Annotated in this window: 15 protein-coding genes and 1 pseudogene; 6 read left to right on the forward strand and 10 right to left on the reverse strand. The window is 70.4% G+C overall.

Annotated features, from left to right (window positions below; genetic code table 11):
• Positions 1 to 113: 113 nt before the first annotated feature.
• A complete protein-coding gene (locus ACFVIM_RS01245; RefSeq protein ID WP_384297127.1) occupies positions 114 to 1,463 on the forward strand; it encodes a multiprotein-bridging factor 1 family protein in 1,350 nt (449 codons plus the stop codon).
• Between the two features lie 1,472 nt (positions 1,464 to 2,935).
• Here the strand turns inward: ACFVIM_RS01245 and ACFVIM_RS01250 are convergent.
• The 3 genes from ACFVIM_RS01250 to ACFVIM_RS01260 all read right to left on the reverse strand — a co-directional run bounded on the left by ACFVIM_RS01250 (position 2,936) and on the right by ACFVIM_RS01260 (position 15,231).
• A complete protein-coding gene (locus ACFVIM_RS01250; protein WP_384297129.1) occupies positions 2,936 to 9,937 on the reverse strand; it encodes an RHS repeat-associated core domain-containing protein in 7,002 nt (2,333 codons plus the stop codon).
• A 97-nt stretch (positions 9,938 to 10,034) separates the two neighbouring features.
• Entirely contained in the window at positions 10,035 to 12,899 is a 2,865-nt protein-coding gene (locus tag ACFVIM_RS01255; protein WP_384297131.1) for a LamG domain-containing protein, read from the reverse strand.
• A gap of 904 nt (positions 12,900 to 13,803) precedes the next feature.
• A complete protein-coding gene (locus ACFVIM_RS01260; RefSeq protein ID WP_384297132.1) occupies positions 13,804 to 15,231 on the reverse strand; it encodes a VCBS repeat-containing protein in 1,428 nt (475 codons plus the stop codon).
• A 764-nt stretch (positions 15,232 to 15,995) separates the two neighbouring features.
• Here ACFVIM_RS01260 and ACFVIM_RS01265 point away from each other — a divergent pair.
• Positions 15,996 to 16,266 (forward strand): annotated as a pseudogene (locus tag ACFVIM_RS01265) (transposase); the annotation flags it as partial.
• A gap of 274 nt (positions 16,267 to 16,540) precedes the next feature.
• On the opposite strand, the gene ACFVIM_RS01270 reads toward ACFVIM_RS01265, so the two are convergent.
• Positions 16,541 to 17,236 (reverse strand): flavin reductase family protein, encoded by a 696-nt coding sequence (locus ACFVIM_RS01270; protein WP_384297134.1) that lies wholly within the window; start codon positions 17,234 to 17,236, stop codon positions 16,541 to 16,543.
• 56 nt (positions 17,237 to 17,292) lie between these two features.
• Between ACFVIM_RS01270 and ACFVIM_RS01275 the strand changes: the two genes are divergently transcribed.
• Positions 17,293 to 18,021 (forward strand): ArsR/SmtB family transcription factor, encoded by a 729-nt coding sequence (locus ACFVIM_RS01275; RefSeq protein WP_384297135.1) that lies wholly within the window; start codon positions 17,293 to 17,295, stop codon positions 18,019 to 18,021.
• Between the two features lie 291 nt (positions 18,022 to 18,312).
• Here ACFVIM_RS01275 and ACFVIM_RS01280 read toward each other — a convergent pair whose 3' ends face one another.
• From ACFVIM_RS01280 to ACFVIM_RS01305, 6 genes are all read right to left on the reverse strand, one after another.
• Positions 18,313 to 19,224, reverse strand: a complete 912-nt coding sequence (locus tag ACFVIM_RS01280; protein WP_384297136.1) for a GlxA family transcriptional regulator — start codon at positions 19,222 to 19,224, stop codon at positions 18,313 to 18,315.
• 10 nt (positions 19,225 to 19,234) lie between these two features.
• Positions 19,235 to 19,834 (reverse strand): isochorismatase family protein, encoded by a 600-nt coding sequence (locus ACFVIM_RS01285; protein WP_384297137.1) that lies wholly within the window; start codon positions 19,832 to 19,834, stop codon positions 19,235 to 19,237.
• A 401-nt stretch (positions 19,835 to 20,235) separates the two neighbouring features.
• Entirely contained in the window at positions 20,236 to 21,117 is an 882-nt protein-coding gene (locus ACFVIM_RS01290) for a MerR family transcriptional regulator (RefSeq protein WP_384297139.1), read from the reverse strand.
• Between the two features lie 139 nt (positions 21,118 to 21,256).
• Complete coding sequence (locus ACFVIM_RS01295) at positions 21,257 to 22,111, reverse strand: hypothetical protein (RefSeq protein WP_384297140.1); 855 nt, start codon at positions 22,109 to 22,111, stop codon at positions 21,257 to 21,259.
• A gap of 88 nt (positions 22,112 to 22,199) precedes the next feature.
• Positions 22,200 to 22,892 carry a hypothetical protein gene (locus ACFVIM_RS01300; RefSeq protein WP_384297141.1) on the reverse strand — a complete coding sequence of 231 codons (693 nt, stop codon included), beginning with the start codon at positions 22,890 to 22,892 and terminating at the stop codon, positions 22,200 to 22,202.
• On the reverse strand, positions 22,889 to 23,713 hold the full coding sequence (locus ACFVIM_RS01305) for a methyltransferase domain-containing protein (RefSeq protein ID WP_384297143.1): 825 nt from the start codon (positions 23,711 to 23,713) through the stop codon (positions 22,889 to 22,891). Before ACFVIM_RS01305 ends, ACFVIM_RS01300 begins: the two co-directional genes overlap by 4 nt.
• 563 nt (positions 23,714 to 24,276) lie before the next feature.
• Here ACFVIM_RS01305 and ACFVIM_RS01310 point away from each other — a divergent pair.
• From ACFVIM_RS01310 to ACFVIM_RS01320, 3 genes are all read left to right on the forward strand, one after another.
• Positions 24,277 to 24,807, forward strand: a complete 531-nt coding sequence (locus ACFVIM_RS01310) for an RICIN domain-containing protein (protein ID WP_384297144.1) — start codon at positions 24,277 to 24,279, stop codon at positions 24,805 to 24,807.
• 789 nt (positions 24,808 to 25,596) lie between these two features.
• Positions 25,597 to 26,004 carry a hypothetical protein gene (locus tag ACFVIM_RS01315; protein ID WP_384297146.1) on the forward strand — a complete coding sequence of 136 codons (408 nt, stop codon included), beginning with the start codon at positions 25,597 to 25,599 and terminating at the stop codon, positions 26,002 to 26,004.
• 42 nt (positions 26,005 to 26,046) lie between these two features.
• Positions 26,047 to 26,247, forward strand: coding sequence for a hypothetical protein (locus ACFVIM_RS01320; protein WP_384297148.1), 201 nt, complete (start codon positions 26,047 to 26,049; stop codon positions 26,245 to 26,247).
• The last annotated feature ends 80 nt before the right edge of the window (positions 26,248 to 26,327 follow it).

The raw sequence follows: 26,327 nt of genomic DNA on the forward strand, positions 1-26,327 counted from the left end.
CTGCCCGTCACCCGGCGCGCACCCGCACGGGCGCGTGCCGCGCCGTGGACCGCCGGGACGGCCTTGCCCGACCGGCGCCCGGTCGGTGCCGGGTGCGGCGCTAGGCTGCGGGCATGCCGCCTTCCTCCGCCCTTGCGCGCCGGCGCCGCAGCCGCGGCCACACCCAGGAGTCGCTCGCACGGCGCCTGCGGGTCGATGTCTCCAGCGTCGCCCGGTGGGAGCGGGGAATCTCCGTCCCGTCGCCCGGTGTCCGCCGGGCGTTGGCGGACGAGCTCGCCCTCACCCTGGACGGCCTCGCCGCCCTCCTGGGCTCGCCCCTCTCCCCTTCCCCGGCACCGGCCGCCGCCTCCCCCGACGGGCAGGGCGCCCCGGACCTGATCAAAGACATCTGGGGAGCGGCGGAGCGCGAGGAACTGGCCGCGGGCCTCGGCGCACGCCAGGGTTCCGCGGCCGGGGAACCCGCGCCGGTCATGGCAGGAAGCGCCCGCGCGTATGCCGTGCGTGTGGTGCACCAGTGGCTGATCACTCCGCCGCCACCGGGCCATGTCCACCGCTGGCACGGGCCGTCCCGCCGCATCGGCGGCCCGGAGGTGGACGTCGTGCGGGCGCGGCTGCGCTACCTGCACCGGGCGGACGACACCGTTGCGGGCGGGGACCTGTACCCGGCCGTCCGTGATGAACTCGCCCGTACCGCGGCGTTGTTGCGCACGGCCTCCCACACCGAGGAGGTCGGCCGCGATCTGCTGCGGACCCTGGCCGAGATGTGCCAGCTCGCCGGGTGGTCAGCCGCGGACGCGGGCGACACGCCGGCCTGCGAGCACTACCACCTCCAGGGCATCAAGGCCGCTCACGCCGCCAACGCCCCTGTCCTGGCCGCGCAGCTGGTCTCCAGCCTCGGATACCACTTCGCCGAGCACGGCCTGGGCCGCGACGCGGTCATTCTCACCCGATCCGCGCTGGCCCGCCTGGACGCCCTCGGGCACACCGTCCCGGACGCGACCCCCGCGGTCCGCGCGCTGCTTCTCGCCCGCGCCGCCTGGGCGCACACCGTCGCCGGGGAGCGGGGGCAGGCCGAGGAGGCGATCCGGCGTGCCCAGGACGCCTACGCGGCCCGCCGCGAGGGCACCGACCCGGACCCTGCCTGGGCGTACTGGCTCACCCCCGACGAGATGGAGATCATCACCGGCCGCCTCGACATCGCCCTGGGGCGTCCGCGGCACGGAAGCCACCGGATCAGCGCCGCACTGACCAACTGCGACCCGCGCCGGGTGCGTGAAACGGTGCTCTACACCGTGTGGCTGGCCCACGGCCACCTGAGCCGGCGGGAACACGGGGCCGCGGCGGCGCTCTCCCGCCGCGCCCACCGCCTGAGCGCCACGATCCGCTCCGCCTACAGCGACCGGGCCGTGCGCCGGCTCGCCCACCGTCTCTCCCACCCCCGCAGCACCCCGCAGTCGGCCTGACCGCCGCGGATACACCCGGGCCGGTTGCCGTCCCTCCGTGGTCACGGCCTATCTCCGTTTCGACGATGGCCTCGCGGGCAGTTTGCTGGGCGATCCCGTAGCTCGCGGCGATCTCGGTGATCTTCGGCAGTGCTGCTCCCTCGGGGCACTCCCCCGATGGATGGCTGGCTCGACGTAGCGTACTTCCGCAGCACCCTGGACCACATGAGCACACTGGCCTCGGACGCGGACCTGGCGGCGGCAATTCTGGAAGGCGCCCGTGAGTGGTACTGACCATTCGCTCATAGCCGAGGCATCGGTCACCACGCCCGCCAACCAGGAAGCGCTGGGTGCGGAGCCCGGCAAGCCGGTAACCAGTGCCTGCTGCAGCGGAGGGTGAGGCGGAGGCTTCCCCGGCGACGCGCACTCAAGCCTCACCTTGCAAGCGGCCATCACGGGACGGGACAGGCTGTGGAGGGCGGCGGATGACACCAACAATCCGCCTCTCTACCCAGACGGCTTTTCGTATCGCTCTGCCCCCGTGCGCCACCCCGCAACCTTGCACAGACAAGTCCTTGCCACACACGAAGATGAGGCAATGGAAGCGCTTCAGGACGCCTGCGGCGGCGAGGAGAAGCCGGGTCGCGGCTACGAGCTCGTGCATGATTGGCAGTGAGGTGTATTGACTCGCACGGTTGTTGACGCGGGCGATGAGTATGCGTCCGCCAAGTGCGGTGTGCCTGCGATGGTGGCTGCAGGTGTGGAGGAAGTCTGCCAGAGCCCGGGTTCACTCGTCGTTCGAGTGGCAGGGTCCGCTGGTAGGCCCACTCGCCCAGACAGCGGCCACGCCACCAAAGCGGAGCCTGCACCGGCCAGGGCGATGACCGGGGCTACCGCAGCCGCAGTTTCACGGACGCACCGTCAGTGTTCCATCAAACCCCCAGGAAGCCCCGCACGAAATTAATCCGGCGGGGCTTCCTGAAATTGCTGGACAAGTGATGAGCCACTGAACCAGGAAGGCTTCCCCACGAAGCAGCAATGACCACACACCCGACTGGCAGGGCCGAACCGCCATCGTCAGAGAGCTTGGATCACCAGACCTCTTCGCCCGTCAGAACGATGACTACCTCGTCGGGTTCGTCTGTGCCATCCCCGTAGACATCGACCCGATTCGCCGAATTGGGAACAGGAATCAGCATCCTCACCGATTCATTTGGATCCGAAATTTCGAGGGATGCCTTAGGGAGAGTCAGGCCCCCCGAGTACACAAGAACCTTTCCGCTCGGCTGGTAAGGTCCCTGCACACATTGGACTGATACCGGACCACTGGCGGCTTGTTGCACCGCGATGAACAAGGAGTCCGGACCACCGTGCACCACGTCAGCTGCCGCATCCCAGCCTGCATGGTCGTCAACGCTCCCGGGTGCGGCAGCAACAACCAGACCGTGCGCAAACCTAGTCGTGCACGCGGCGAAAAGCATCATTGAATCCACCTATTGTCTCGGCTTCCACGCGGGGAAGTCGTAGTACTCCTTGATAAGTGTTCGCACGATTCCACCCTGCTGCTTAGAGCATGCCTTGCAGTGCGGATACAGAGTCCATGGACCATTCGGGGAGAGCCTGTTCGGCGGATTATGGTCACCAGTCCAGTGCCCGTCCCTGTAACCAGATTCATCCGCACCACAAGCAGCGCAACCATTCCGGTCCCCGAACTCGTTGACCATTCTCTGTTCATGAGCGAGAACGGTATCTCCTCGCTCGGCGTTAACCCCCTCCGCTCTCTGACCTCTCAAGTTGGGCCCGAGTGTCAAATTACAGAGATCGCTTTCGTTTACATTATGGACCAGGACTGGAGTGGAGCCCGTCAGCACATAGTACGCGTGGAGGTGCGCGATCGTCAGATCGTATGTGCGCTGCCGCTTTTCGAAGCTCTGGGTTTCTTCGACCAGGGCGGTCGCGCCCTGAGGAGTGGTCAGGAGCGAGCCCGGCTTCAGGTCTCCGGCCTCGACCCACTGTCGCTTCGACGCGATCCAGAAGGGCTGTGTCGTGGTGGAGATGAGGGAGGAGGACCTGCCGTCGGCGCGGATGGTGAGGTCGACGAAGTGTTTGTCGTCCTCGGTGACGATGGTGCCGACGACGGTGCGGGTGGTCTCCTTCCCCGTCTTGGGGTCGGTGGTGACGACGCGTTCGCCTGGCCTGACGTCCTCGATCGGCTTTCGGGTTCCGTCGGCGAGAAGTACTAAGGTGCCGGGCAGGAAGCTGTGGCAGCGGTCCCCCGTCTTCTGAGCCTTCTTGTATCTGGCCAGAGCGGCCGCGTACTTATCGCGTGCCCTGTTGAGTCTTTGGGAGGCGTCCCAGGTTTCCTTGACGCCTGAGACGATGTCGTCGAGAAGTCCGTTGACTCGCTTGGCCAGTTTGCCCACGTTGGCCCACTGTGTTGGCGGTCCGTATTTGATGAGGGCCTTGCCTGCCAGGCCGCCGGCGAAGCTGCCGGCGATGTTGAGGAAGGTCTCGCCGCAGGAGGAGACGTCACCGCTTGAGATGCAGTCCATGGCGGCGTTGACGCCGAGCTCGTCCTTGAGGATCTTGACGAGCTTTCTGACTGCGGTGACGACGCTCTGGCGGGCCTTCTTGTGGGTGTACTCGGCGACGCCGACGTTGGATTCGGCTTGGCTTACGTTTTTCCCGGGGCTGCTCTGTCCCGGGGGGTTGCTCTTGTTGGTGGGGCAGTCGGGGGCTGATCCGCCGCAGCCGAGGATGAGGCCGGTGGGGTCCGAGAAGGAGGTCGGGTTGTTGTTCGCGTAGGCGTACCCGTTCATCTGCTGCGCATCTTGGATGTCGATGAGCGGGTCGACGGAGATGAACCGGCCCAGGGCGGCGTCGTACTGGCGGGCACCGATGTTGGTCAGGCCGGTGGCGGTGTCGATCGTGCCGCCGACGAAGCCTTTCTGGCCGGGCCACGTTCCGGTGGTGCCGGTGCGGGGGTTGCCGTAGGGGTCGAGGCGGCGCTGGGTGACGGCGCTGGTCGTGGTGGCGTCGATGGTGAGGTCGCCGGTGCCGTGGCGGTCGGAGGAGATGAAGGAGACCTTGGTGGCCTCGGTGCGGACGGCGACGGTCTGGCCCGCGTGGGTGTAGTACCGGGTGCCCTGGGGCTGGGCGCCAGCGGTGGCGGGGAGGTGGAGTTCGGTGCCGCCGGGCAGGTAGAGCGTGGTGCCGGTGGGGTCGGTGCGTTTGATCCGGTTGCCGTCGGCGTCGTAGAGGAAGGTGCTGGTGGAGGATTCGTCCTTGTCGGGGGTGGTGGGGTCGTCGGGTTCGGTGATGGAGGCGACTTTGCCTTCGGAGTTCCAGGTCAGGGTCTGGTCGTCGCCGCTGAGGGTCCGTGTGCGGGTGTTTCCGGCGGCGTCGTAGGTGTAGAGGGACTGCTGGACGCCGGTCGGCTTGCTCTCGGTGACTTTGTTGATGGCGTGGGGGCCGCCGTCGCCGGGTTCGTTCTTGGTTCCGTTGCCGTTGGCGTCGCCGGCGGTGTAGGTGCGGGTGGTGTCCTTGGCGGCTACGCGGCCGGGGTCGTGGCGGACTTCGGTGACCCGGTTGCCGATCTTGTCGAAGGTGTAGGAGGTCCAGTACGGGGCGGGGCCGCCGAGCGGGTTGATACCGGGCTTGGCCGTCGTGCAGGCGGTGGGGGTGGTGCCGTTGTACTCGGGGGTGGTCATGCCGACGGTGCCGGAGCCGGTGGCCGTGGTGGCGGTGGCGCGGGGGGTCCATGCCTCGGTGAGACGGCGCTGGCCGTCGTAGGTGTAGCACTGGACGTCGATCGTGGTGCTGGTGGTGGCCGCGGTGTCGGCGATGGAGAGGATGTTGCCGGACTGGTCGTAGGAGGTGTGGGTGTCCTTGGCCGCGCGGGTGAGGCCGTCAGCTGTCACGACCTGGCGGGTGACGCGGTCGGTGCCCTTCTCGTAGAAGAAGTGCTGCTGGGACTGGTTGGCACCGGTGCTCAGGGTCAGGGTCGAGAGCTTGCTGGTGGGTGTCCAGGCCGTGTTGGTGACATAGCTGGCGGCCGCGGAGGACAGGCTGAGGGGCCGTTGCAGGCTGTCGTACGTGGTGGCGAGGGTCTCCTGGGGCAGTCCGCCGACGCCGGGGACGGTCGTGGAGGCGAGGGTTCCGTCCTTGTTGTAACGGGTGGCGAACCCGTACAGGCCCTTGAGGGCGCCTTCGGTCGCCGGGACGGAGACGTTGGTCCCGGTGGGCCGGTAGGAGGTGTCGAAGCCGGTGATGATCGAGGCGAAGTAGTGAGTGGTGTCGACGTAGCGGTAGGAGGCGTAGGGGTGGCCGAGGGCTCCGGCCCGGTCGTACTTGCGCTCGGTGAGTTTGCGGCCGGTGGCGCTGGTGCCGTCGTGAGTCGTGAGGGGGCGGCCCAGGACGTCATAAGTCGTGGTGACCGACTTCTTGCGGCCGTCGGTCGCCGTGACGGGCCGGTCGGCGTTGTCGTAGGTGATGGTGGAGGTGCCCGCGTCGGGGTCGACGGACTTGACCTTGCGGCCGCGCTGGTCGTACGCGTAGGTCCAGACGTTGTTCTCGGTGTCGGTCACGGTGGCGAGCTGGCCGCCGGGCCGGTACGTGTAAGTGGTGCGGGTGTGTTCCCCGAGAGGGCCGCTGACGACGGGGGCGGCGCCGTCGAAGTGCCGCAGCTCGACGAGCTGCCCCTTCTCGTTGTGGATGGCGGTGGTCGGGACGGCTCCCTGGGGCGGGTCGGTGTGGACGCGGTTGCCCTCGGTGGTGGAGTCGTAGAGGGTCGTGGTGCGCCACTGTTCGTGTCCGGCGATGGCGAAGATCTCGGCGGTGGGCCGCGCCATGCTGTCGTAGAGGTTCAGCGTCTGGGCGCCGACCTCGCCATCGGGCGTGGCCTGCAGTTTGTCGGACGGGGCGCCGAGCGCGTTGTAGGTGGTGTTGGTCTTGGCGACCTTGCCGAGGCCGTTGTACCAGGTGTCGGCCATCATCCGGGTGCCGTTGGGGCCTTCGGTCTGATGCTGGCGGGGGCGCAGCAGGGCGTCGAAGAGCTGGTACTCGGGTGGGTTGTAGGTTCCGGCGTTGCCGATCTTCTCGGTCTTGACGGCGGAGACTTCGTTCTGGCGGATGAGGTAGCCGTATTTGATGCTGGGGTCGGCGGTGCCCTTGGCGCGGTCGGGGAGCCAGACGGCGGTGAGGCGTCCGAGGGCGTCGAATGCGAGGTCGGTGCGGCGGTTGTTGGGGTCAATCTGGGCTGTGGACTGGCCCCAGGCGGGCTCGTATTCGGTGGTGGTGAGGTGGCCGAGGTGGTTTTTGGAGGTGGACTTGGAGATCAGTCCGTGGGCTTCGGTGTAGGTGAGGGTGGTGGTGGCTCCGGCCGGGTCGGTCTGGGTGAGCGGACGGGCGTAGGAGTCGTAGGTGGTGGTGCCGGTGGTGTCGTAGGTGGGTGTGGTGCCGTCGTGGGTGGTGAGGACGTCGGTGCGGGTGGCCAGGCCGCGGGTGGGGGTGGCGCCGAAGGCGGCGCCGTCGTAGTGGGTGCGCTGGTCGCTGATGACCTGGGTGGCCCGGTTGGGGGTGGCGCCGCAGTGGACGCTGACGGTTTCGACGCGTTCGGTCAGGCTGAAGAGGTTGAGGGCGGGGTTGTCCGCGTAGTCGGTGCGGACGCACTGGTCGTCGGCGGGGGTGGAGGGTTCGCCGAGGTTGTTGACGCGGGTGATGCGGCCCGCGGCGCCCGGGGTGGTGTCCAGCGTGTTCTCGGTGCGGGACTCGCGCCACCGGGGTGAGGTGTCGGTCTCAGGGCGCAGGGCGGTGAAGGTGCGGGTGGTCTGGGTGCGGACGGCGCTCGCCGTGAGGATGACGTCTTTGCCGTCCCAGGTGCGGGTCTGGGTGCCGGTGACATGGCGCCAGGGAGCGGAGATGACCTTGGACTGGACCGTGGTCCCCTGGTAGACGGCTTTCTCCAGTTCGAAGCCGGTGTACTCCTCCAGGTCCTGGTGGCTTCCTCCGGCGCTGTCGCTGACGGTCACGTCGCGGGTGCCGCCGCCGGGCAGGGCGTCGCCGTGGGTGCCCTGGAGGTAGGTGTAGTCCACGCGGGACGTCTGGTTCTGTCCGTCGCCGTTGGTGACGGAGACTTTTTCGTAGCCTTGCCACTGGCCCCAGGTGAGGAACGTGGGGTCGGTGATGCCGTCGGGCTTGGTCTTGCGCCAGGCGGCGCCCTTCTCGCTGGCCCCGAGTTCCTTGCCGTAGGTGTAGTGGGTGACCATGGGGTCGCTTTTGCCGGTGCGGTCGGACTGCTGGACCGAGGCGACGACGTACTTGTGGAACCAGTCGGTGAGGGGTTCCACGGCGCCGGGCGGGGCCCAGACAACGGGGTAGCAGCGCTTGGTGGAGGCACCCGGGGCGGGGAGGGAGCCGACGGCGCAGTCGGCGTTCTTGTAGGTGATGTCGAGCTGTGCGCCGGATTCGCTCAGCACGGTGTGGAGGCGGAACCGCTTGATCGGGGAGAGGTTGTTGCCGATCTCGTCGACGCGGTTGTCGAGTTTCCTTCCGGTGAGCTGGACGGAGGGGAGTTTGATGCTGCCGCCGTTGCCGCGGCCTTCGTGCTGGATCTCGGAGAGCCACAGGGTCTTGGAGCTGTCGCCGTTGTCGGTGAACAGGTGCTTGAGGTGCCAGGTGTCGACGCTCGCGTACGGGGTGACGCCGTCGGTGGAGGTCGGGCCGGTGCGTTCCTGGGTGGTGATGGCGGTGAGCTTCTTGCGGGTGAAGAACGAGGGGGTGGCCTGGGTGAGCTTGCACTTGGCCGTGGTGGCGCAGTAGCGGTCGTAGGGGGTGTCGGGCCAGCGGGCGGCGTTGGCCTCGGTCCATTTCGCCGGGGCGCAGTCGAAGTCGGCGGTGGTCTCGCAGCGTTCGGCGGTGGTGAACAGGACGCGGGCGGGGGCGGCTTCGGTGAAGACGCTGCCGTGGCGTTGTCCGTATTCGGCGCGGCGGAGGTAGCCGCCGGCGGTGTAGGGGGTGCCGGTCACGTCGGTCTTGCCGCCGCGGGCGTAGGCGTTGAGTTCCTCGCTGTAGAGGTAGGAGATGGTGTTGCCGTGGCGGTCTTTGACGTAGTCGAGGTTCCAGCGCCATGCCTGCTGGCACCAGGAGTCGGCGAAGGCGGGTTTGTTGCAGGGTTCGGCGGTGTCGTCGCCGGTGACGGGGACGGTCCAGACGGAGTTGGTCTCCGGGTCGGGGTCGGTCTTGCCGGGGGTGGCGGGGTCGTCGGCGCGCCAGCCGTGGCGGCGGTTGACGCCGAAGTGGTACTCGGTGCCGTCGGCGGTGATCTTCCAGTGTTCGCCGTCGTTGTCGCCGTTGACGGCTCCGTCGAGTTTCTCGATCTTCCAGCCGGAGTCGCCGGTCATGCGCCACTGGCGGGTGGTGTCGTCGCGGATCATCTGTCCGGACGAGCCGTTGAGCATGACGGTGGCGTTGTCGTGGGCCCAGCACAGTTCGGCGGAGGTCTTGTGGCCGTCGTCGGCGCACGCCTTGTACTGGCGCTCGACGTAGCCGGGTTCGTAGGCGAAGGACTCGCCCGCCCAGGATCCCTGGTTGTTGGTGATGGCGGTCTTTCCGTCGGCGCTCTGGGAGGAGTACGACAGGCCGATCTTGGGCTGGTGGCCGCCGGGGGTGGGGACGGTGCGTATCGGATACGACCAGGAGAAGCCGCCGGAGGACGGTGAGACGTTCCAGGACGCGGAGGGCGCGAGCGAGGTCGCGGCGTAGGTGCCCTGGGAGGAGGCGGCGGTGGGGGCGATGGCCAGCAGCGACGCGGTGGCGGCGAGGGGGAGGTCGGTGGTGAGGGTGCGGGTCTCGGAGTTGTTGTGGGCCCGCAGCGGGATGGGGGGCTGGGGGCAGCGGGCGGATCCGGGGGTCGCGGTGCGGGCGCAGGCTGGGAGTTGGTAGAGGGTCAGGCGGGGGCCGTAGTCGCCGCCGTAGGCCTGGGTGAAGGCGCGGTAGTCGAGGGTGAGCCGGACGGTGGTCCGGGCGGTTGAGGGGGTGGTGGCCGGGGTGAGGTTGAGGAGGGTGCTGGCGCCGAGCGCGCGGGCGCGGGCGCGGTCCAGGACTTCGATGCCGACGGTGGGTACGGGGGCTGTGGTGGCCGCTGTGCCGGGGCTGGTGGGTGTGGTGAGGGTGATGGGCAGGCCGCCGGGGCGGATCGTGGTCCCGCTGGGGGTCGGCTGGGCGCTGGCGCGGCCGGGGCGGGGCCAGCGGGGCGGGTCCAGGGTGGTGACGGCTGCCTTGCGGGTGGTGTCGGCCAGGGGGCGGGCCGGGGGGATGGTGCTGGTCTTGGCCGGGTCCTCGGCGTTGGGGGCGTTGACGCTGAAGGGGCGGAGGGTGTTCACGGTGGGTGTGGCCTGCACTGTCGTTGCCGTGAGGATGGTCGACAGTGCGAGCGTGACGCCGACGACGGCTGCTCTGCCGCGTCGTGGGCGTGCGGGGGTGGTGCGGGTGGTCATGAAGACTCCCGGAGTAAAGGGGGCGAGAAGGGTCACACCGGTGGGGTGCGTGGCCGCCCCGAGGGTGAGCAGAGGGGGCGGCCACGGACCAGGTGGGTTACAGCGCGGGTTTGGTGTAGTTGTCTGTCAGCTGGGTGATGGTGGGGCGGTCGAGGACTCCGTGGTAGACGCGGATGTCGTCGACTTCGCCGGCGAGGTAGTCGCCGAAGGTGCCGCTGCCGGTGCGGGCGCGGCCTACCTGGAGGCCGGTGGTGGCGGGCCAGGTCATGAGGACGCCGTCGACGTGGCCGGAGACGGGTGTGGGGTCGCCGGGGTTGGGTTCGGCGGCGACGGCGTCGACGTAGAGGCTCAGGCGCTGGGTGAGGGCGTCGTAGGTGACGGTGATGAACTGGCCGATGCCTTCGTCGGGGAGGCCGTCGGCGTAGGCGCGGGCCACGGCGGCGGGTTTCTCGGAGCCGGCTTCCTTGGGGACGACGAGTTCCCAGTGTCCGGGCAGGCCGTTGGTGGAGGCGGTGAAGCGGACGGCGAACCGGTTGGTGGTGGTGCCGGGCAGGGCGAGCAGGGTCTGGGTGGTGGTGGCGGTGCGGCTGGAGAGGCGGACGCGGGCGGTGACGGAGAAGCTGCCGGTGCCGGGCAGGGGGGCGGTGGTGGTGGCGGCGTAGCCGTTGCTCTTCAGGATCAGGCGTCCGCCGGGGGTGAGGGTGCCGTCGGCGGCGGCCTTGAGCATGAGGGTGTTGCCGCTTTCGACGTCGGTCATGGTCTCGGCGTAGTGGGTGGCGCCGCCGGCCATGGTCAGTGCCGGTCCGCCGCTGGCTTCGGCGAGGGTTTTGCCGCTGGCGGCATCGAGATCCCAGTAGCCCAGGCGGTCGACTTTGGTCGCCACCATCGTGGTGATCTCGTTGGCGGTGGTGGCGCGGTTGTAGGCGCGGACGTCGGCGAGCTGTCCGTTCCAGTGGGCGCGGTAGCCGGTCCGGGCGCGTTCGCGGCCCATCTGGAAGGTGCCGTGGGCCTGCCAGGGGGCGGGGCGGTCGGCTTCGGCCGCGAGCTGGCCGTCCACGTAGAGTTTGAGGGGCTTGATGGCGCCGGGGTCGTAGACGCCGGTGAGGTGGCGCCACTGGCCGGAGCAGACGGGCGCTCTGGTGCCGTCCGGGCAGGTGCGGGCGGTGGTGGCGGTGAGGGTGGTCTCGTTCATCGCCTGGATGTCGGTGGTGGGAACGGAGAATTCCCAGGTCTTCTTGGCTGCCTGGTAGCCGAGCCGGAATCCGGGTTCGCCGGTACCGCTCTGGGCCAGGGCGGTCATGTCCCGGCTGGTGATGTCCGGCTTCACCCAGGCGCTGACGGAGAATCCTTCGTCGGTGTCGAGGACGGAGGTGTCCGTCTCCAGGTAGGAGCCGGTGGTTCCGTCGAGGTCCATGACGTGGTCGGCGGCGGTGCCGTTGCCTGGGGTGCCGCGTTTGACCTTGGGGCCGATGCGGGCGGGGTGGTTCCCGGCGGCATCGCGGGCGGCCTGGGCCTGCGGGCCGTCGTCGAGGTTCCACTGTCCGGTCGCGGGGGCTCCGGCGACGGCGTGGAAGAAGTACGTCGTCTCCTCGCTGGCGTTGTTCGCGCCGTCGTAGGAGGTGACGATCAGTTTGTGGCCGCCGCGCAGGTGCGGGGTCCAGCGGACGGTCACGCTCTCGCCGGGCCGGGCCGGGGTGAGGTGGGCGGGGGGCTGGTTGTCGGAGTCGAAGTCGTACGTGTACTTGGTGACGGCGTCGTCGAAGCCGTCTTCATCGTTGGGGATGAAGGTGAACTCGCCCGGGGTGCCGATGCCCGCGCCGCTGCGTTCGCGGGGGAAGTCCAGGGAGTGCACCAGTGGGGCGCCGGGCACGTTCTTGTCGATGACGAAGCGGCAGGCGGGGCTCCAGGGGCTCCACACCACGCCGTCGCTGACCCGGGCCATCCAGCTGACCACGGCGTTCTCCGGGATCACCCGGCCCTTGCGGTCGACGACCTGGTGCTGGAAGGTCGCCCCGGGTGAGAGCATCCCCGTCACCGCGGCATAGGTCTGGGCGGCACCGGCCGTATCCGTCCAGGAGATCTTGTACTCGACCTTGACGGGTTCGGCCTCGGCCGGGCTGTGATCGGGGTCGCTGGGCTGGGCGTAGAGCTTGGGCAGGCGGCTGACGCGCGCGCCGGATGCGGCGGTGGAGCACAGGCCGCCGGGATCGCTGGAGAGCTTGGCCGCGGTCAGGGTGGCCGGGGGCCGGTTGTAAGTGACGGCGAGGTAGGCGTTGCCGCACAGGCGCTTCCACTCGGCGAAGCGGCTCTCATCGGCGGCCCGCAGACCGAAGGTGATCTTGGACCAGCCGCTCTTCACCGCGCTCTGGACGGTCTTGGCGAGAGTGCCGGTCGCGGCGGACTCGAAGTGGAGGTTGGCCGGGCTGCTGCAGGCGGTCGGGGAGATCGCCTTGTCGACGGTGGCGAGGTGGGCGTCCCACAGGGTGTCGGTGTTGCTCCAGCTGCTGGCGGAGGTAACGCCGAAGTCCTTGGGGCCGACGCGGTAGAGGCGCACGGGTTCGGGGGTCGGCTGGGCGCTGTAGATGAAGGCGACCCGGGCGGAGAAGGTGGCTTCCAGGATCGTCATGTTGGTGCGGTAGGCGGTGAGCGGGATCGTGTACATCAGGCGGCGGGTGTCGATGCCGTCGCAGGATTTGGCGCTGTAGTCGGTCGGGCATTTGCCCATGCCCTGGCTGCCGGAGAACTTCCAGTTCTGTTCGTTCGGCATGCCTTTGATGACGGAGGTACAGGCGGAGCTGGGGGTGCTCACCGGGGGGTCGATGACGATCGGGAACGCGGCGGGGTTGGCCAGCAGCCGGGCGTCGGGGATGAGCGTGAGGCTCCCGTTGCCGACGGCCACGTCGACCGGAGCAATGGTGGCGTCCGGGGCCGGGGTGAGGGGTGAGCCCGCTGCCGGGGACACCAGACGGGGGGGCGGCCCGGCCTCCGTGCGGGGCGGACGCGGGCCCCGGTGAGGCGGGGGTGTCCCACATGACGGGTTCAGCCGTCTCGAAGACGGTCCCCTGGGACTGGGGGTCGACGGCCTGGAGCGCCCCGGAGGGGGTCTTGAGGACGGACAGGGCTTCCGTGCGCAGGCCGAGGTCGATCCGGGCGATGTCGGGGTTGGCCGCGGCCTGCGGGGTCTTGATGACGACGAAGTGGGTGAACCCTTCCGCCTCGGCGCGCACCACCAGGTCGACGCCGGGCAGGACCTCGGTGTAGGTGGCGGTGTCGGCGGTGACCGCGGGGGCGGGCAGTGCGGGGCCCGGCCAGGTCAGGGCTAACTCGCGGCCGGCTTTGCGGACGGTGGCGAACGGGCCGGTTCCGCCGTCGGAGATCGCGAGTTCCATGGTGGTGGCCTTCGGGCGCCAGCGGCCGTCCGGGGACTTGGCGAGGCGGGTGTCGATGGGCTGCCATTGGCCCTTGGCCAGGGCCCGGACGGGTTCGAGGTGTTCGGTGGCGGTGAAGGAGCCGTCGGGGTTGGCGATGACGGTGCGGCGTTCCTGCCGCATTCCGGTGACCTCGACGGGTGCCTGGGCCGCCGCGGCTGCTTGCTGGGCTTGTGATTCGGTCGGCAGGCCCTGGGCGACGGCCGCTGTGAGGCGGGCCCGGGCTGCCTCGTCCTGGTGTGTGCGGACGGTGCGTGCATCGTCGCCGCCGTCTTCTGCGGCGGCGAACTGGCCGCTGGTGGCCAGTAACAGGGTCACCATGGCCATCGCGCCTGCCGCCGTCCATCTGCCGCGGCGCCGTCGTGCTGTGGACACGCTGTCTCCACCTCGTGGGTCATCAGTGCTGAAGGTTCTGGTCAGATACCGGTCGCGCGCCGGTTAGCGGGTTGCGGTGCCGAAGGCGGTGTTCTCCGCCGGGATGCCGCCCGTGCCGGGCCGCCAGCTCTGGGCCGGGCTGCCGCCCGCGCCGGTGGACCACGGGTAGTAGTGGACGGCGCGGTCCGTGCTGCGGGCGTAGGGCAGCCCGACGTAGAGCGCGGAGCGGGTGGCGAAGAGGTTCAGCCCGGCCAGGAGATGGCTGGCGGCCGTCGCGGGCAGGCCGTCCCCAGCCTCCAGCCATACGTCCTCGGCGCCGGCGCTGCCCAGGAGCGGCATCAGTGCCACTCCCCCGGTGTCGGTCAGCGGGGTGCCGGTGTCGTCGTCGGTGTCCTCGCCCGGTACACCGATCGCCAGGCGCATGGTCGCGGCCGTGCTGACGGCGGACGGGCTGGTGTTGGCGGCGGCGAGGGCCTGGCCGAAGCGGTCTCCCGGCTCGGCCAGGCCGTGGACGCCCGCTCTGCCCTGCTGGATCCATCCGTGCCAGGCGGCCTCGCCGGTGGCGGTGACCTGGGCGATCTGGACGCCCCCGGTGTCGGCGATGGAGCCGTAATCCTCGCCGGGCACGCCGATGGCGATGAGCGCGTCGGTGGGGGTAGCCGCGGTGGCGGGGCGGTGTGCGGCCATGCCCAGTGCCGTGCCGAAGCCGTCGCCGGCCTCGGCGCCGCTGTCGCTAGTCAGCATGCGGCGCTGCTGGAACGCCCCCCAGGCGGGGTCGGGGATCCCGCTGGTGTTCAGCGATGCCTTGAAGACGGTGATCGCGCCGACGGCCTTGACGGATCCGGTGGACTCTCCCGGGGCGCCGACGGTGAACCAGTTCCCGGCGGCGGCGAGGGAGAACCCGAACCGGTCGTGGGCCTCGGACCCTTCCCAGACCCCGGGGCTGTCCTGGGTGATGGCCGCCACCTGGGCCGCGGCCCCGTAGACCGCGCTCACCATGCCCGCGTCCGCCACAGTCCCGGTGTCTTCTCCCGGGGTGCCGATGAGCAGGTAGGGGGTGGAGGTGGAGGACGTGGTGGTGGCGACGGAGTAGCCGACGAGGTCGCCGACTTCGGCGGTGTCGCCCAGGCGCTGGGTGGCGCCCTGGGTGAACACGGAGTCGCGGGCCTGCCCGATCCCGGACGGGGAGCCGTAGAGGAGGTGGACCGTGCCCGCGTCCGTGATGTCGCCGACGTCTTCGTACGGGACCCCGACGGCCAGGTCGCTGCATCCGTCGAGGTCGGCGTCGTAGGAGGAGAAGGAGAAGCCGAACTGGTCTCCTTCCTCCGCTGTGTCCAGGATGTTCGGCATGCTCTGGGAGACTTCGACGACTCCCTTGCCGCCGCCGAGGATGACCCGGATCAGTCCGGCGCGTTCCTTGCCGGCGACGGTGGCCTCGGGGTCGGCGATCGCCGTGTCCCGCAGGCCGTCACCGTTGAAATCGGAATCCACACCGCCCGCGCACGCGGCAGCCGTGGCCGGTGTCGCGGTGGACAGGCCTAACCCCGCTGTCAGTGTGACCCCTGCCGCGCAGCACACGGCCGCCCGGCGCCATCTTCCCACCGTGGACAATGCCCGCCCCGTCTGTGATGTTGGCTGTGAGGAGGCGATCATCCAGAGGCGGGATGTGCCCAACAAGGCGACACAACGAGCACGACCGAAAACAAACCGTCACCAATCCATCACGCAGCGATCACCTGGGGCTGCCTCGCCTGGTCGGCTCGATCTCGCCGCACGGTACACACCGGCACTATGAGGAACATTTGCCTGGAGATGTGCACGGATGGTGAGGATGAGCGGAACAGGCCGCAGGAGGGCGGTGGATGACGCCAACCGCCTGTCTCTGCCCAGACGGCTGTTCCTCTCACTCTGGTCCCGCGCATCACGCTGCGGTCCCCTGCAAGCGAGCCCTTGCCGGGCAGGGAGGCGGGCAGTGGAAGCGGAACCACTTCAGGGTGCCTGCGGCAGCAAGGAGGCGCCAGTCCAGAGGTCGCGACTCCGGAACAGCTGACGCGCCCTGGGGGCAGTGTGGTGTGTGCTCCGCGGGTGTCCGGCGCACAGTCAGGATCGTTGCGAAGCAGCGAAGCCTGGTTGCGCCGGCAGCCGACGTCTCCCGCGCGCGAGGGTGTGCTTCGCACCCTGCCGTACCTCGTGGTCCACCGGATGATCTTCGAGGTGGTTGGATCGCTCTGGGATTGATGATCCGGGGGTGTGGGGTGGCTCGGCCGAAGCCGTGGGATGTCGATGACGAGTTGTGGGCGGTGATCGAACCGCTGTTACCCAAGGTCGAACGCCGATTCCGGCATCCTGGGCCAAGCGGCATCCGGACCGACTGGTGTTCCAGGGCATCCTGTTCGTGCTGCACACTGGGATCTCCTGGGAGCACCTGCCGCAGGAGCTCGGCTTCGGTCAGGCACGACATGCTGGCGCCGCCTGGCCGAGTGGACCGAGGTCGATGTGTGGCCCCGGCTCCACGAGGTCCTCCTGGCCAGGCGGTTGTCGACTGCGGGGCGAGCTAGTGGTGTGGCCGGAAAGGTTCACCGGCCCGCGACGCCCGGCACGGCACCTCGCCGCGTTGTCGGACCACGCAAGTACGTCCAGTACGAGCCGTGGACCTCCGCCTTGCGATGCACCACACCGAACGCCGCGGGCCCACGGCAAACCTTTCCGGCCACAGCACTAGGTGTATCGACCCGCTGAACGCCCTGTGCCCCAGCAGTGGTCGGGCAAGGGCATCTCTCCCGGCGGGGACCGTCTGATGTCAGGTGGTGGTGGTGTGGGTGCGTGCGGGTTCCGCGGCAGGCCCCTCGGTGTCGCGGGGTGTCTGGGTGCGGTAGGAGTGGCCGAGTTCCGGGCCGAGTCCGAAGTAGTGGCGGAAGTTGTAGATGAGGGGGCTCCAGGCGGCGGGGTCGATGTGGCCGGTGCCCGGAATGACGATGCGGGAGTCGGCGTGCACCTTGCGCACGAGGGCCTCGACGATGACGAACTCCCCGGAGGCATCCGGCCGCACCCGCTCGGCCCGGGCCTCCAGCTGGATCGGGAATCCGGCGACGCGAGGCGGCCGGACGAGATGGGAGGGCTCGCTGGTCAGGCCCGCGGCGGCGAACTTGTCCGGTTCGAAGCGGCAGTCCTTGGGTTTGCCGGAGGGCACGGGATTCCGGCCGGTCAGTGGTGCCAGCCGCTCCACGGCCGGCCACTGGAGGGGGGCGGGCAGGTTGATGACCAGGCCGGGGCGGCTGCCCAGGTTGTACGCGGTCTGCCCTTCATGGCCCAGTCCGATGACCACCGTCTTCCCGAGGGCCCATGCGGATGAGATCGGGGCGAGGTTGAACGAGCCGTCCTGATTCTCTGTCGACAGGAGCACCACGGGCGTGCCGAAGTACAGGATGCTCGGTTCGATCGCCAGGTGGGTGGCGGCTGTCGGTGCGGGCAGGGTGCTGGGAGGTGCCGTGTTCATGACGGGAAGGCTAGGGGCCGCTCACTTCGGCCGGGGCCGAAGTGTCACCGGGGATAATGGACCGCATGGACATGCAGCGCGTGCAGGGGGCCGGTCCTGACCTGGCTACCGTGGCGAAGCTTCTGGCCGATGGTACGCGGGCGGGGTTCTGTCTGGCCCTGCTCGACGGCCGGGCCTGGACAGCGACGGAGCTGGCGCGTCATGCGGGGGTGGCGCCCTCGACCGCGACTGAGCACTTGCATGCGCTCGTCCGCGGGAACCTGCTGGCCGAGGAGCGGCAGGGCCGCCACCGCTATGTGCGGCTGGCCGGTGTGCAGGTAGCCGAGCTGATCGAGAGCCTCGCCGCGATGGCACCGGACCGCATCCCGGCACCCCGTTCCCTGTCGGCGGCTGGCCGCCGGCAGGCCCTCGCCCATGCCCGCACCTGCTATGACCACCTCGCCGGGACCGTCGGGGTGGCCATCACCGAGGCGATGCTCGACCGAGAGCTGCTGGACTTGGAGCATGGGCTCGGGCTGACCGGTGCCGGTGCGATCTGGCTCGGTGAGCTCGGTGTCACCGTCCCGGACGGCACGCGCCGGCCCTCGGTACGGTCATGTCTGGACTGGACCGAACGCCGCCCTCACCTGGCGGGTGCCGTCGGTGCCGCCCTGTGCCGTCATGCGTTCGACGCGGGCTGGATCACTCCTGTCGGTACCACGCGCGCCGTCGCTGTCACGCCCCTCGGCCGGCAGGCACTGCGCCGCCATCTCGGCTTGCCCGATGAGCTGCTTTCGCAGAGATGAGCCGTTGCGGGACGGTGACGGCCCGGCGCGGCTGGGCCCCGGTGACCTCCTCCCCCGGCGTGAGGCCACGGGCCGCCGAGCCCCGGCCGCTGCGCCGCCCGCCCGGGACACCGGCCTCCGCCTGAGCTCCCCAAGAGAGCCTCTGCCGGTCGGCGGGCCTGACCCGCCGGGGCCTGCCGAGGGGAGTAGTGGTCCCTCGGGCCCACGGTGATCAGCGCGGCGTCCGCCGTCATGTCCGCCAGGCCGCGGCGCCCTGGTCCGGTGGGCAGAGCGCCTCGGCGTGGCTGCCGGTCAGGTCTGGCGGGCTCTGAGCCGGCGCAGCATGCGGGGGTCCTCGAAGCCGACCGCGCGGGCGGCGGCGTCGCGTGTGGCGCCGTGGCTGATGAGGTGTTCGGCGCGTTCGAGGCGGAGGGTCTGCTGGTAGCGCAGCGGGGTGAGGCCGCCGGTGGCGCGGGTGAAGAGGCGGGTGAGGGTGCGTTCGCTCACGCCCACGGCCGCGGCGAGGGCGGGCAGGGGCAGCGGCTGGTCGAAGCGGGCGTCGAGCAGGTCCTGGGCGCGGTGCACGGTGTCGTTGAGGTGGGATCGGTGGCGGAGCATCGCGCTGGTCTGGGGTTCGTGGCCGTTGCGCCGCGCGTAGACGACCATGTCGCGGGCCACCTGGGCGGCGACGGCGGGGCCGTGTCGGGTGGCGACCAGGTGCAGGGCCAGGTCGATGCCGCTGGCGATGCCGGCCGAGGTGACGACCCGGTCGTCGGTGGTGTGGAGGACGTCGCGGATGACTGTGGCCCTGGGGTAGCGGCGTGCGAGTTCGTCCTGCACGTCGTGGTGGGTGGTGCAGCGGCGGCCGTCGAGCAGGCCGGCCCGGCCGAGGGCCTCGGCTCCGGCGCAGACGCTGGCGACGGTTCCGCCCCGGGAGTGGTGGTCGCGCAGGGACCGCAGGGAGGCCGCGCCGAGGGCGGGGCCTGCGGCCAGGGTGGGTGCCCGCCAGCCGGGTACCACGATCAGGTCGTCGGGGCCGAGTTCGGGCCAGTCGGGCCGGGCCGCCAGTGGCAGGCCCTGTGCTGTGGGGACCAGTGGCTGGTCGGCGATGTAGCTGAGTGTGTAGGGGTGCCCGAGGTCGGAGGCCGTGGAGAAGACCTGTGCGGGGCCTGCCAGGTCCAGCAGATGGAGTCCGGGCACCAGGAGGAAGGCGATGTGGCTCACGATCTGGTCATCATGCCAGGGGCGCGGCCGCGGCCTCCAGTTGTTCGATGGTGGCGATGGTGGCGAAGCGTCCGGCGAGGGCGTACTCGGTGCGTCTGATGATTTCCTCGGCGCTGAGGGTGCGCGGGTCCGACAGCAGTTCGGCGATGCTCTGGTCGGCGGGGGCGTCGCGGTGCGGGATGGGGTTGGTCGCGGTGGCGTCGGTGACGAAGGTGACCTGATAGCCGAGGTCGCCGGCGACGCGGGTGGTGGTCTCCACGCACTGTTCGGTACGGATGCCGCAGACGGTGAGCTCGTGGATGCCGTGCTCGGTGAGGATGTGCTGCAGGTTGGTGGTGGTGAACGCGTTGTGCGAGGTCTTGTGGATCAGTGGTTCCGTCTCCAGGCGGTCCAGTTCCTCCATCAGCCGGACATGGCCGAGAGCGGGGTCGAAGACATCGCCGCTGCCGGGTTCGGAATGCAGCACCCACACCACCAGGTCCCCGGCCTGGCGGGCGAGGTGGACCAGTCGGTTCACCTGGTCGGCGATCTTCGGGTGGGAGATGGTCTCCCACAGCGGGCGGGCGCGGAAGGATTCCTGGACATCGATGACGATCAGTGCTCGGGTCACGCTCCCCAGCCTGACCGGCGCGCCCGGGGTGGTGACAGGCCGCATCAGGTCCTGGTCCGGACCGATCCGGTCACACCTGGGTTCCGCGGTGAGGCGGCGGTGCGGGTCGTCCGTGCGGCGCGTGGGGCGCCGGGGGCCCGGATGTGCCACGGGCCGTCGGCCCGGATCGCGGCTCATCTGTTCGGGGATTCTCCCGCCAAGACGCCGGGCGCCGGCCTGCGTGTCCACGGGGGGCGCCCCGGGAAGGACCCTCGCCCGCGAGGCGCCGCGTCGTGGGCACCGGGTGTTCGGGGAGGGCCCTGCGGAACGGGCGGCGGCCCCCTCGCGCGGGGAGCCCCGCCTTCTCGCCGGGATATCGCTCACCGTACGTCTCGTGGCGCGGGCGGCTGCGGCGCGGGCGCTCAGTCGCGGGTGGCGAGTTCCTGGGCCAGTTCCGCGCAGCGCACCCGGGCCGGGGAGAAGCCGTGGGGCAGCTTGGTGACCGCCTCGAACGCGCTCATGCCACCGTCTTCGGCATCCGGGTCCGGTGTGTCGTCGGTGTCCTGGAGGTGAGCGGCGTCCAGGGCGTCGAGGAGGGCTGCTTCGTCCTCCGCGATGCCTGAGGCTTCGATCACCGTCATCAGGGTCTTCTCGAAGGCGTGGCGCTGGGCGGCCGTCTCGGCGACGCGCGGGTCGTCGACGGCGACGGTGTCGTCGAGTGTCTCCTCGGCGGCGTCCACCCGGTCGCACTGGGCCCGGAGTTCGGGATGGGTGGCCAGCGCGATGAACCGGGATGCCTGTACGGCCGCGCCGAGAGGGCCGAAGATCCGCTCGGTGACGAGCAGGGTGTCCAGGTCCGCCTGGCGCAGCGCGCCCTCGGGGAGCTTCTTCAGGCGGCCGGTGACCGCCTCGCAGAGGAGGCCCATCCGGCTGCCCTCGGCGCGCATCCGCCGCACGCGGGCCCGCTGGCGGGCGAGCTCGGCCTCCTGGGCGGTGAGGGTCTCCTCCAGCCGGGCCAGGGTGGCCTCGATGCCGTCATCGTCGCGTGCGCCGGTCCCGGTCATGGGGGTGGTGAAGGCCGTACGGATGTCGTCCAGGGCGATTCCCGCGTCGGCCATCCTGCGGATCCACAGCAGCCGGACCACGTCGTGGAAGCCGTAGCGGCGGCGGCCGTCGCCGCCCCGTCCGGGCTCGGGGATCAGGCCCATGTCGTGGTAGTGCCGGATGGCCCGCGGTGTCGTGCCCACGAGGGCCGCCACGTCACCGATCCTGGACTGCCGTGACACGAGGAAGGACAGGGGCATCAGCGAGGGGCCTTTCGCGGACGAACGAGGACGGCTCCACCTGATCACATCACGCTACGGCAGGTGCAAACGCGGCCATCCGCCCCGGTGCGTTGAACCGTCCCGGACGGCATCAGCCAAGCCCTCTGCCCCGCGCCGGTCAGCCGTACAGGACGAGTGCGGTCCCCAGCAGGGATACGGCGGCGGAGAGGATCTTGCGCCGCCATCCGGTCGTCTCGCCGAGCGCGACGATGCCGATCAGGACGTAGAGGAAGGCTGAGCTCTGGTAGACGGGCAGGATGACGCCGACGGGTCCCTTCGCCAGGGCGAGGAGCAGGCCGTAGTAGCCGGCGGCGCCGGCTGTTCCGGCGAGGGCGGCTGGCAGCAGGACGGGCCGGAGGGCGGCGGCTTTGATGCCCCGGTTGAGGACGAGGCTGGTCAGCGTGGTGCCCGCGAAGCCGAGGAAGAGGATGACGGCCGGGTCCAGCCAGGTGGTGAGGGCCTTGTCCGAGATCAGGGCCAGGGTGATGGCCAGGGTCGACAGGGCGGCGTAGGCGAGGCCCTTGCGGTGGAGTTGTTCGCGCGGCAGTCGGGTGAGCGGGATGTAGGCGGCGAGCAGGACGGCCAGGCCCACGCCGTGCGTCGGGCTGATCGTCTCGCCGAAGAGGACCACGCCGAAGAAGGCCGCGAGGACGAGGCGCAGGCGGCTGATGGTCGCCGCGACGGACAGTTCGAGGAGTGCGGCGCTGCGGAACGCGCTGACCGAGTAGACGCTCCAGCAGGTGACCGCGGCGAGGGCGATGAGCAGGGCCTGTGTGTCGAGGCTGCTGATGGGGTGAGCGGGGCCGAGGAGGGCGTGGAGGGCGAAGGGGGCGGTGAGCAGGGTGCTGGTGAGCTGGTAGACGAGGAGGAAGTGGTCCGCCCGGTCGCTGTGCCGGCGCAGGGCCGCGCGGGTGAGGGCGCGGTCGGCGGTGTTGAGGGCGACCGCGACGAGCAGGGGTATGAGGTAGGGCATGGGGTCAGGGGCCTTTCGGGTGGGCGGGGTGGTGGGCCGGGCCCGGTGCTGGTGCCGTGCGTACCGGGCCCGGTCCACGCCGGCGGCTCTACCTCGCGGCGGCGGTGAGCTGGGAGCGGGCGCGCCGGTAGGCGAGGGAGTCGAGGCCCATCGCGAGGGTCTGGCCGGTGGTGGGGTCGTGCCCGGCCAGAGCCGCCTGGAGCCTGCGGCTGATCTCGTCCATGCAGGCGATGCGGCTCAGTGCCGCGTCCCGGGGGCCGTGTGCGGGGCCGAGGGGGGTGAAGGTGAGTTTGAAGGTGCGGGCCAGGGCGCTGTTCGAGGTGAACGTGGCGTGTGCGGTACGCAGGGCGGAGGTCGTCCGCCGGGGGGTGTCGCCGTGGTCGGCGGGGGCCAGGGCCGGTGCCGCGGGGGTGAGGTAGTCGGCGTAGCCGTCGTAGATGTCGTCGGGTGCGGTCCCGAGCGCGGACAGGTGGACGAAGGCGACGGCGTTGAGGGACTTGACCCACTCCTGCTGGAGTCCGTCGAGGTCGATGGGGCCGCGCTGCGGTATGGCGAAGCGGCGGTGCAGGCGGTGGACGGTGTCGGCGGAGTGCCGGAGCTGGCTGGTGCTGAGGCGGGCGGTGAGCAGCGTGGTCAGCGGGAGGGCGGGGTGGGCCCGTGCGGCGGCGTCCGCGATGGCGCAGCTGAGTGGTCCGCGGAGTTGCGGCCACAGGGCGCCGGCTCTCATGTAGGCGCGGAAGACGTCGGGGTGGACGGTCGTCCTGGGGTGTGCCGCGGTCATGGGGTGTGCTGGCCGGCTGTACCGGACAGGGCGTGCTGGGGTTGTGGCGGTGTGCCGCCGGTTGTGCGGGCGGACAGGGACCAGGCGATGTGGGCCACGGTGAGGTCTCCGTCGGGGAAGGCGGAGGAGAGTGTGTCGCGCATGCGGTCCTCCAGTGCGCGCCGCTCGGTGTCGGGCAGGGCGGCGCCGCCGCTGGAGCTGGTGCGGATGCGGCCTATCCAGTCGTCCAGGGTGTAGCGCTGCTCGAAGCGCCGTGTGTGGGTGCGGATCGAGGTGAAGCCGTGGCCCGCGACCACCGGTGCCAGGTGGTCGTGGCGGCCGGAGCCGCCGTGTTCTCTCCAGCCGGGGTCGATCTCGCGGATCAGTTCCTCGGTGAGGTGGGCGGTGGAGCCTGGCTGGGGGAGCCAGTCGTAGGTGGTCAGCAGGAGGGTGCCGCCGGGTCTGAGGATGCGGTGGCACTCGGTGAGGGCCTGTTGCCCGTCGAAGAGGTGCCAGCTCTGGGAGGCGGTGACGAGGTCGGCTGAGGCGGGTTCCAGGCCGGTGTCGGTGGCCGAGCCGAGCCGGAAGTCGATGTCCGCCCGCCGCCGGGCCGCGGATCTGCGGGCCTGTTCCATCATGAGCGGCGCGTGGTCGATTCCCGTCACCCGGTAGCCGTGCTCGGCTACCACGAAGGCCATGGCTCCCGTGCCCGTTCCCAGGTCCACGGCGGTCCGTCCGTGTCCGTCGCCGAGTGCGTGCCGTGCGAGTGCGTCGGTGCGTAACGCCTCGAATGAGGGCCGGTATCGGTCGTAGAGGGCCGCGACCCGGTCGAAGTCAGCCACAGTGATGCTCTCCTGTCTCTCGGCTAACAGAAATCGGTGAGATTCTAGAAGGAGTCATCTGCCGTTTATTCAGAGGGAGTTGAGGGTTGACGGACCTGGATCCGCTCCGGGTGTCTCGCCGGGCGGATCGTGTGGGTGGGCGGCGCGGCGGGCGATGGGCGAGGGTGGGGCGGACCGCCGGCTTCGGCGCGCGGGGGAGGGTGGGGCGGTGCCGGGGTGCCGGGTTCCGGTGCGCGCCGGGTGTGGCGGGATGGTGCGCTGAGCGTCACGGCCAGCTGCTTCGTGCCGCACCCTTCTGTCAGGTTGTCGGCGTCGGCCTCCGCGCTGTGGGTCCGTTCCGTCCTGGGGCGTCGACGAGTTCACCCGGGCGCCGTGTGCGGTGGACGGTCTCCCTCCACGACCTGTCCGGTCACGGCGTCAGCACCCACGGTGTCCTCATCCGGATGGCTGAAGGGGCGGCCTCGGCGGTTTCCCGCGGGGTTCGCTGGCAAGCATCAGCCTGCCCGCGGGACAGGCACGTTCCGGCAGGCCGTCCCGGAGAACAGAGGAACTGAGGTGTCGTCATGCGTACACGTCACAAGGCGCTGACCGCTCTGGCCGTCTTAACCGCCGCCCTGGGTGTCATCACCGGTACGGCGGCCCTGGCCGCCCCGGAAGCCGTCGCGCCGGCCGATCCGCCGGGAACCCGGGTCACCATCGAGACCTTCGCCAGCAAGTGTCTCGACGTGCGCACCCAGGACAGTGGTGCGCCGCTCGTCCAGGCCGACTGCGACAGCACCTCCGCTGCCCAGCGGTTCTGGGTGAACACCGTTTCCGGCGGCGTGGAGATCCGCACCGCCGGAAACCTGTGTCTGGACCTGGAGGGTGCGAAGCGCGGCAACGGGACACGGATCATCCAGTACCCGTGCGGAACGCTCCCCCGGTTCACCCAGACCTTCCTGACCTTCCCGGCCGGCACCGGTCTGTCCACGATCCACACCATTGACCTCAGGTGCTTCGACGTCCAGAACGCCGACGAAGCGGCCGGCGCGAACATCATCCAGTACAGCTGCAGCACCGACGCCAACCAGGGTTTCAGGCTCCGCCCGCTCTAGCGCTCCCCCGCCCATCCGGTCAGGCCGGATCGCCCGGGGAGGTGTCCGGTCCCCCGCGTACCGGGTCGCCGCGTCACGGCAGTTCGCCGTGGCGCGGTGACGCGCCGAGGGCCGGGCCGCCGCACTGGCCGCGGTGGCCGCACGGTCGAACCGGCCGGAGGCCGGTTCAGGGCCGGGGTCCGCCGCGGTGGCTGTCCTGGCCGTCGGCGCACCGGGGAGTGGCTCGCGGGCAGGCTCCGCTGGAGCCCGTCGGCCGGCGGCCCGCCCCTCCCCCACTGCTCGCGCTCCGGGCTGTCCGCGTCAGCGCTCGCCCGCGGAGAGCGGCGTTCCGTCATACGGTGTGGCCGCCGGAGCTCTTCCCCATGAGAACGCGGTCGTCGTTCTGTCACCGGGACAGGTGCCGCGGCGGCGTCACGGTGAGCTGTGTCCCGAGGGGAGGGCGCGGACCGGGGTGATGGCGTCGAACCAGTCCGCGAGCGATCCGTCGGCGAGGGGTAGGCGGCATGGTCGGCGCGGGTGCGATGAGGGCCGGTCAGGCGGGTCCTGGTCGGCGTGCCGAGCCAGGTCCGCGCCCGGGGCGGGGTATCGGCGCGCAGGTCCAGAAGGCAGGCAGTCCCGTCCCGTGGCTCCCAGGACCGCGTCAGCGAACGGAGCCGGAGGCGGCGGGGTGGGGCAGGGAGCCCTGCCGTGGTGGGAGGTTGGCCGAGGGAGGCATGACCGGTCCCGAAGCGACACAGGAAACGCTCTCACCATTCTCATATTCTCACTATGTGCTGTAGCATTCCCTCCATGAGCGAAACGACGGGCAAGACCATCGAGCTGGACGACGCCACCCATGCGCGGGTGAGGCTGCTGGCACGGGCCTGGGCAGTGAGCGAAGGAGCGGCGGTACGCCGCCTGGTCGAGCACTTCGAGCACGAGCCCCGCTCCCCCGGGACGCCCGCACCCGGGGCGGCGGGGGAGGCCGCCCTGGCCGTGCATGTCGTCTACGAGGGAAACCGCGTGGATGGGCGGTACGACCCCGCCACGCGCTCCCTGGAAATCGTCGCCGGGCCCGCCGCGGGCCGGTACAAGTCGCCGAGCGGCGCGGCGGCGGCCGTACTCCAGGCGTACAACCCCAAGGTCGCGCCGAACCGCAACGGCTGGTCGTTCTTCGTCGTGAACGACACCGGCGACTTCCTGCAGTCGGTTCGCTGACCAGGCACAAAGGCCAGCATATCTGTGAGAATAATGAGGGGGATGGATATGACAGAGGACGACGGGCACGACGAGGCGCTGCTGACTCAGCGTGCCGCACTGATCGGGCTGATCTCGGTCCTGGCCGGCGTAACCATGGGAGCGCTCGCGGCCATGGGCGGGATACCCGCTCCCGCGGCGGTCGGCACAGGGCTCGCCGCGGCTGGAATGAGCCTGCTGCCCGCCAACCGGCTCATCCGCTGATCCGCACCCCGTCGCGGGAGCCCGCGTGACCGTCACGGGCGCGGCCCGGCTCAGCGCCCGTGACGGTGATGGTTCACATC

This window comes from Streptomyces sp. NPDC057638, assembly GCF_042800315.1.
Taxonomy (GTDB): domain Bacteria; phylum Actinomycetota; class Actinomycetes; order Streptomycetales; family Streptomycetaceae; genus Streptomyces.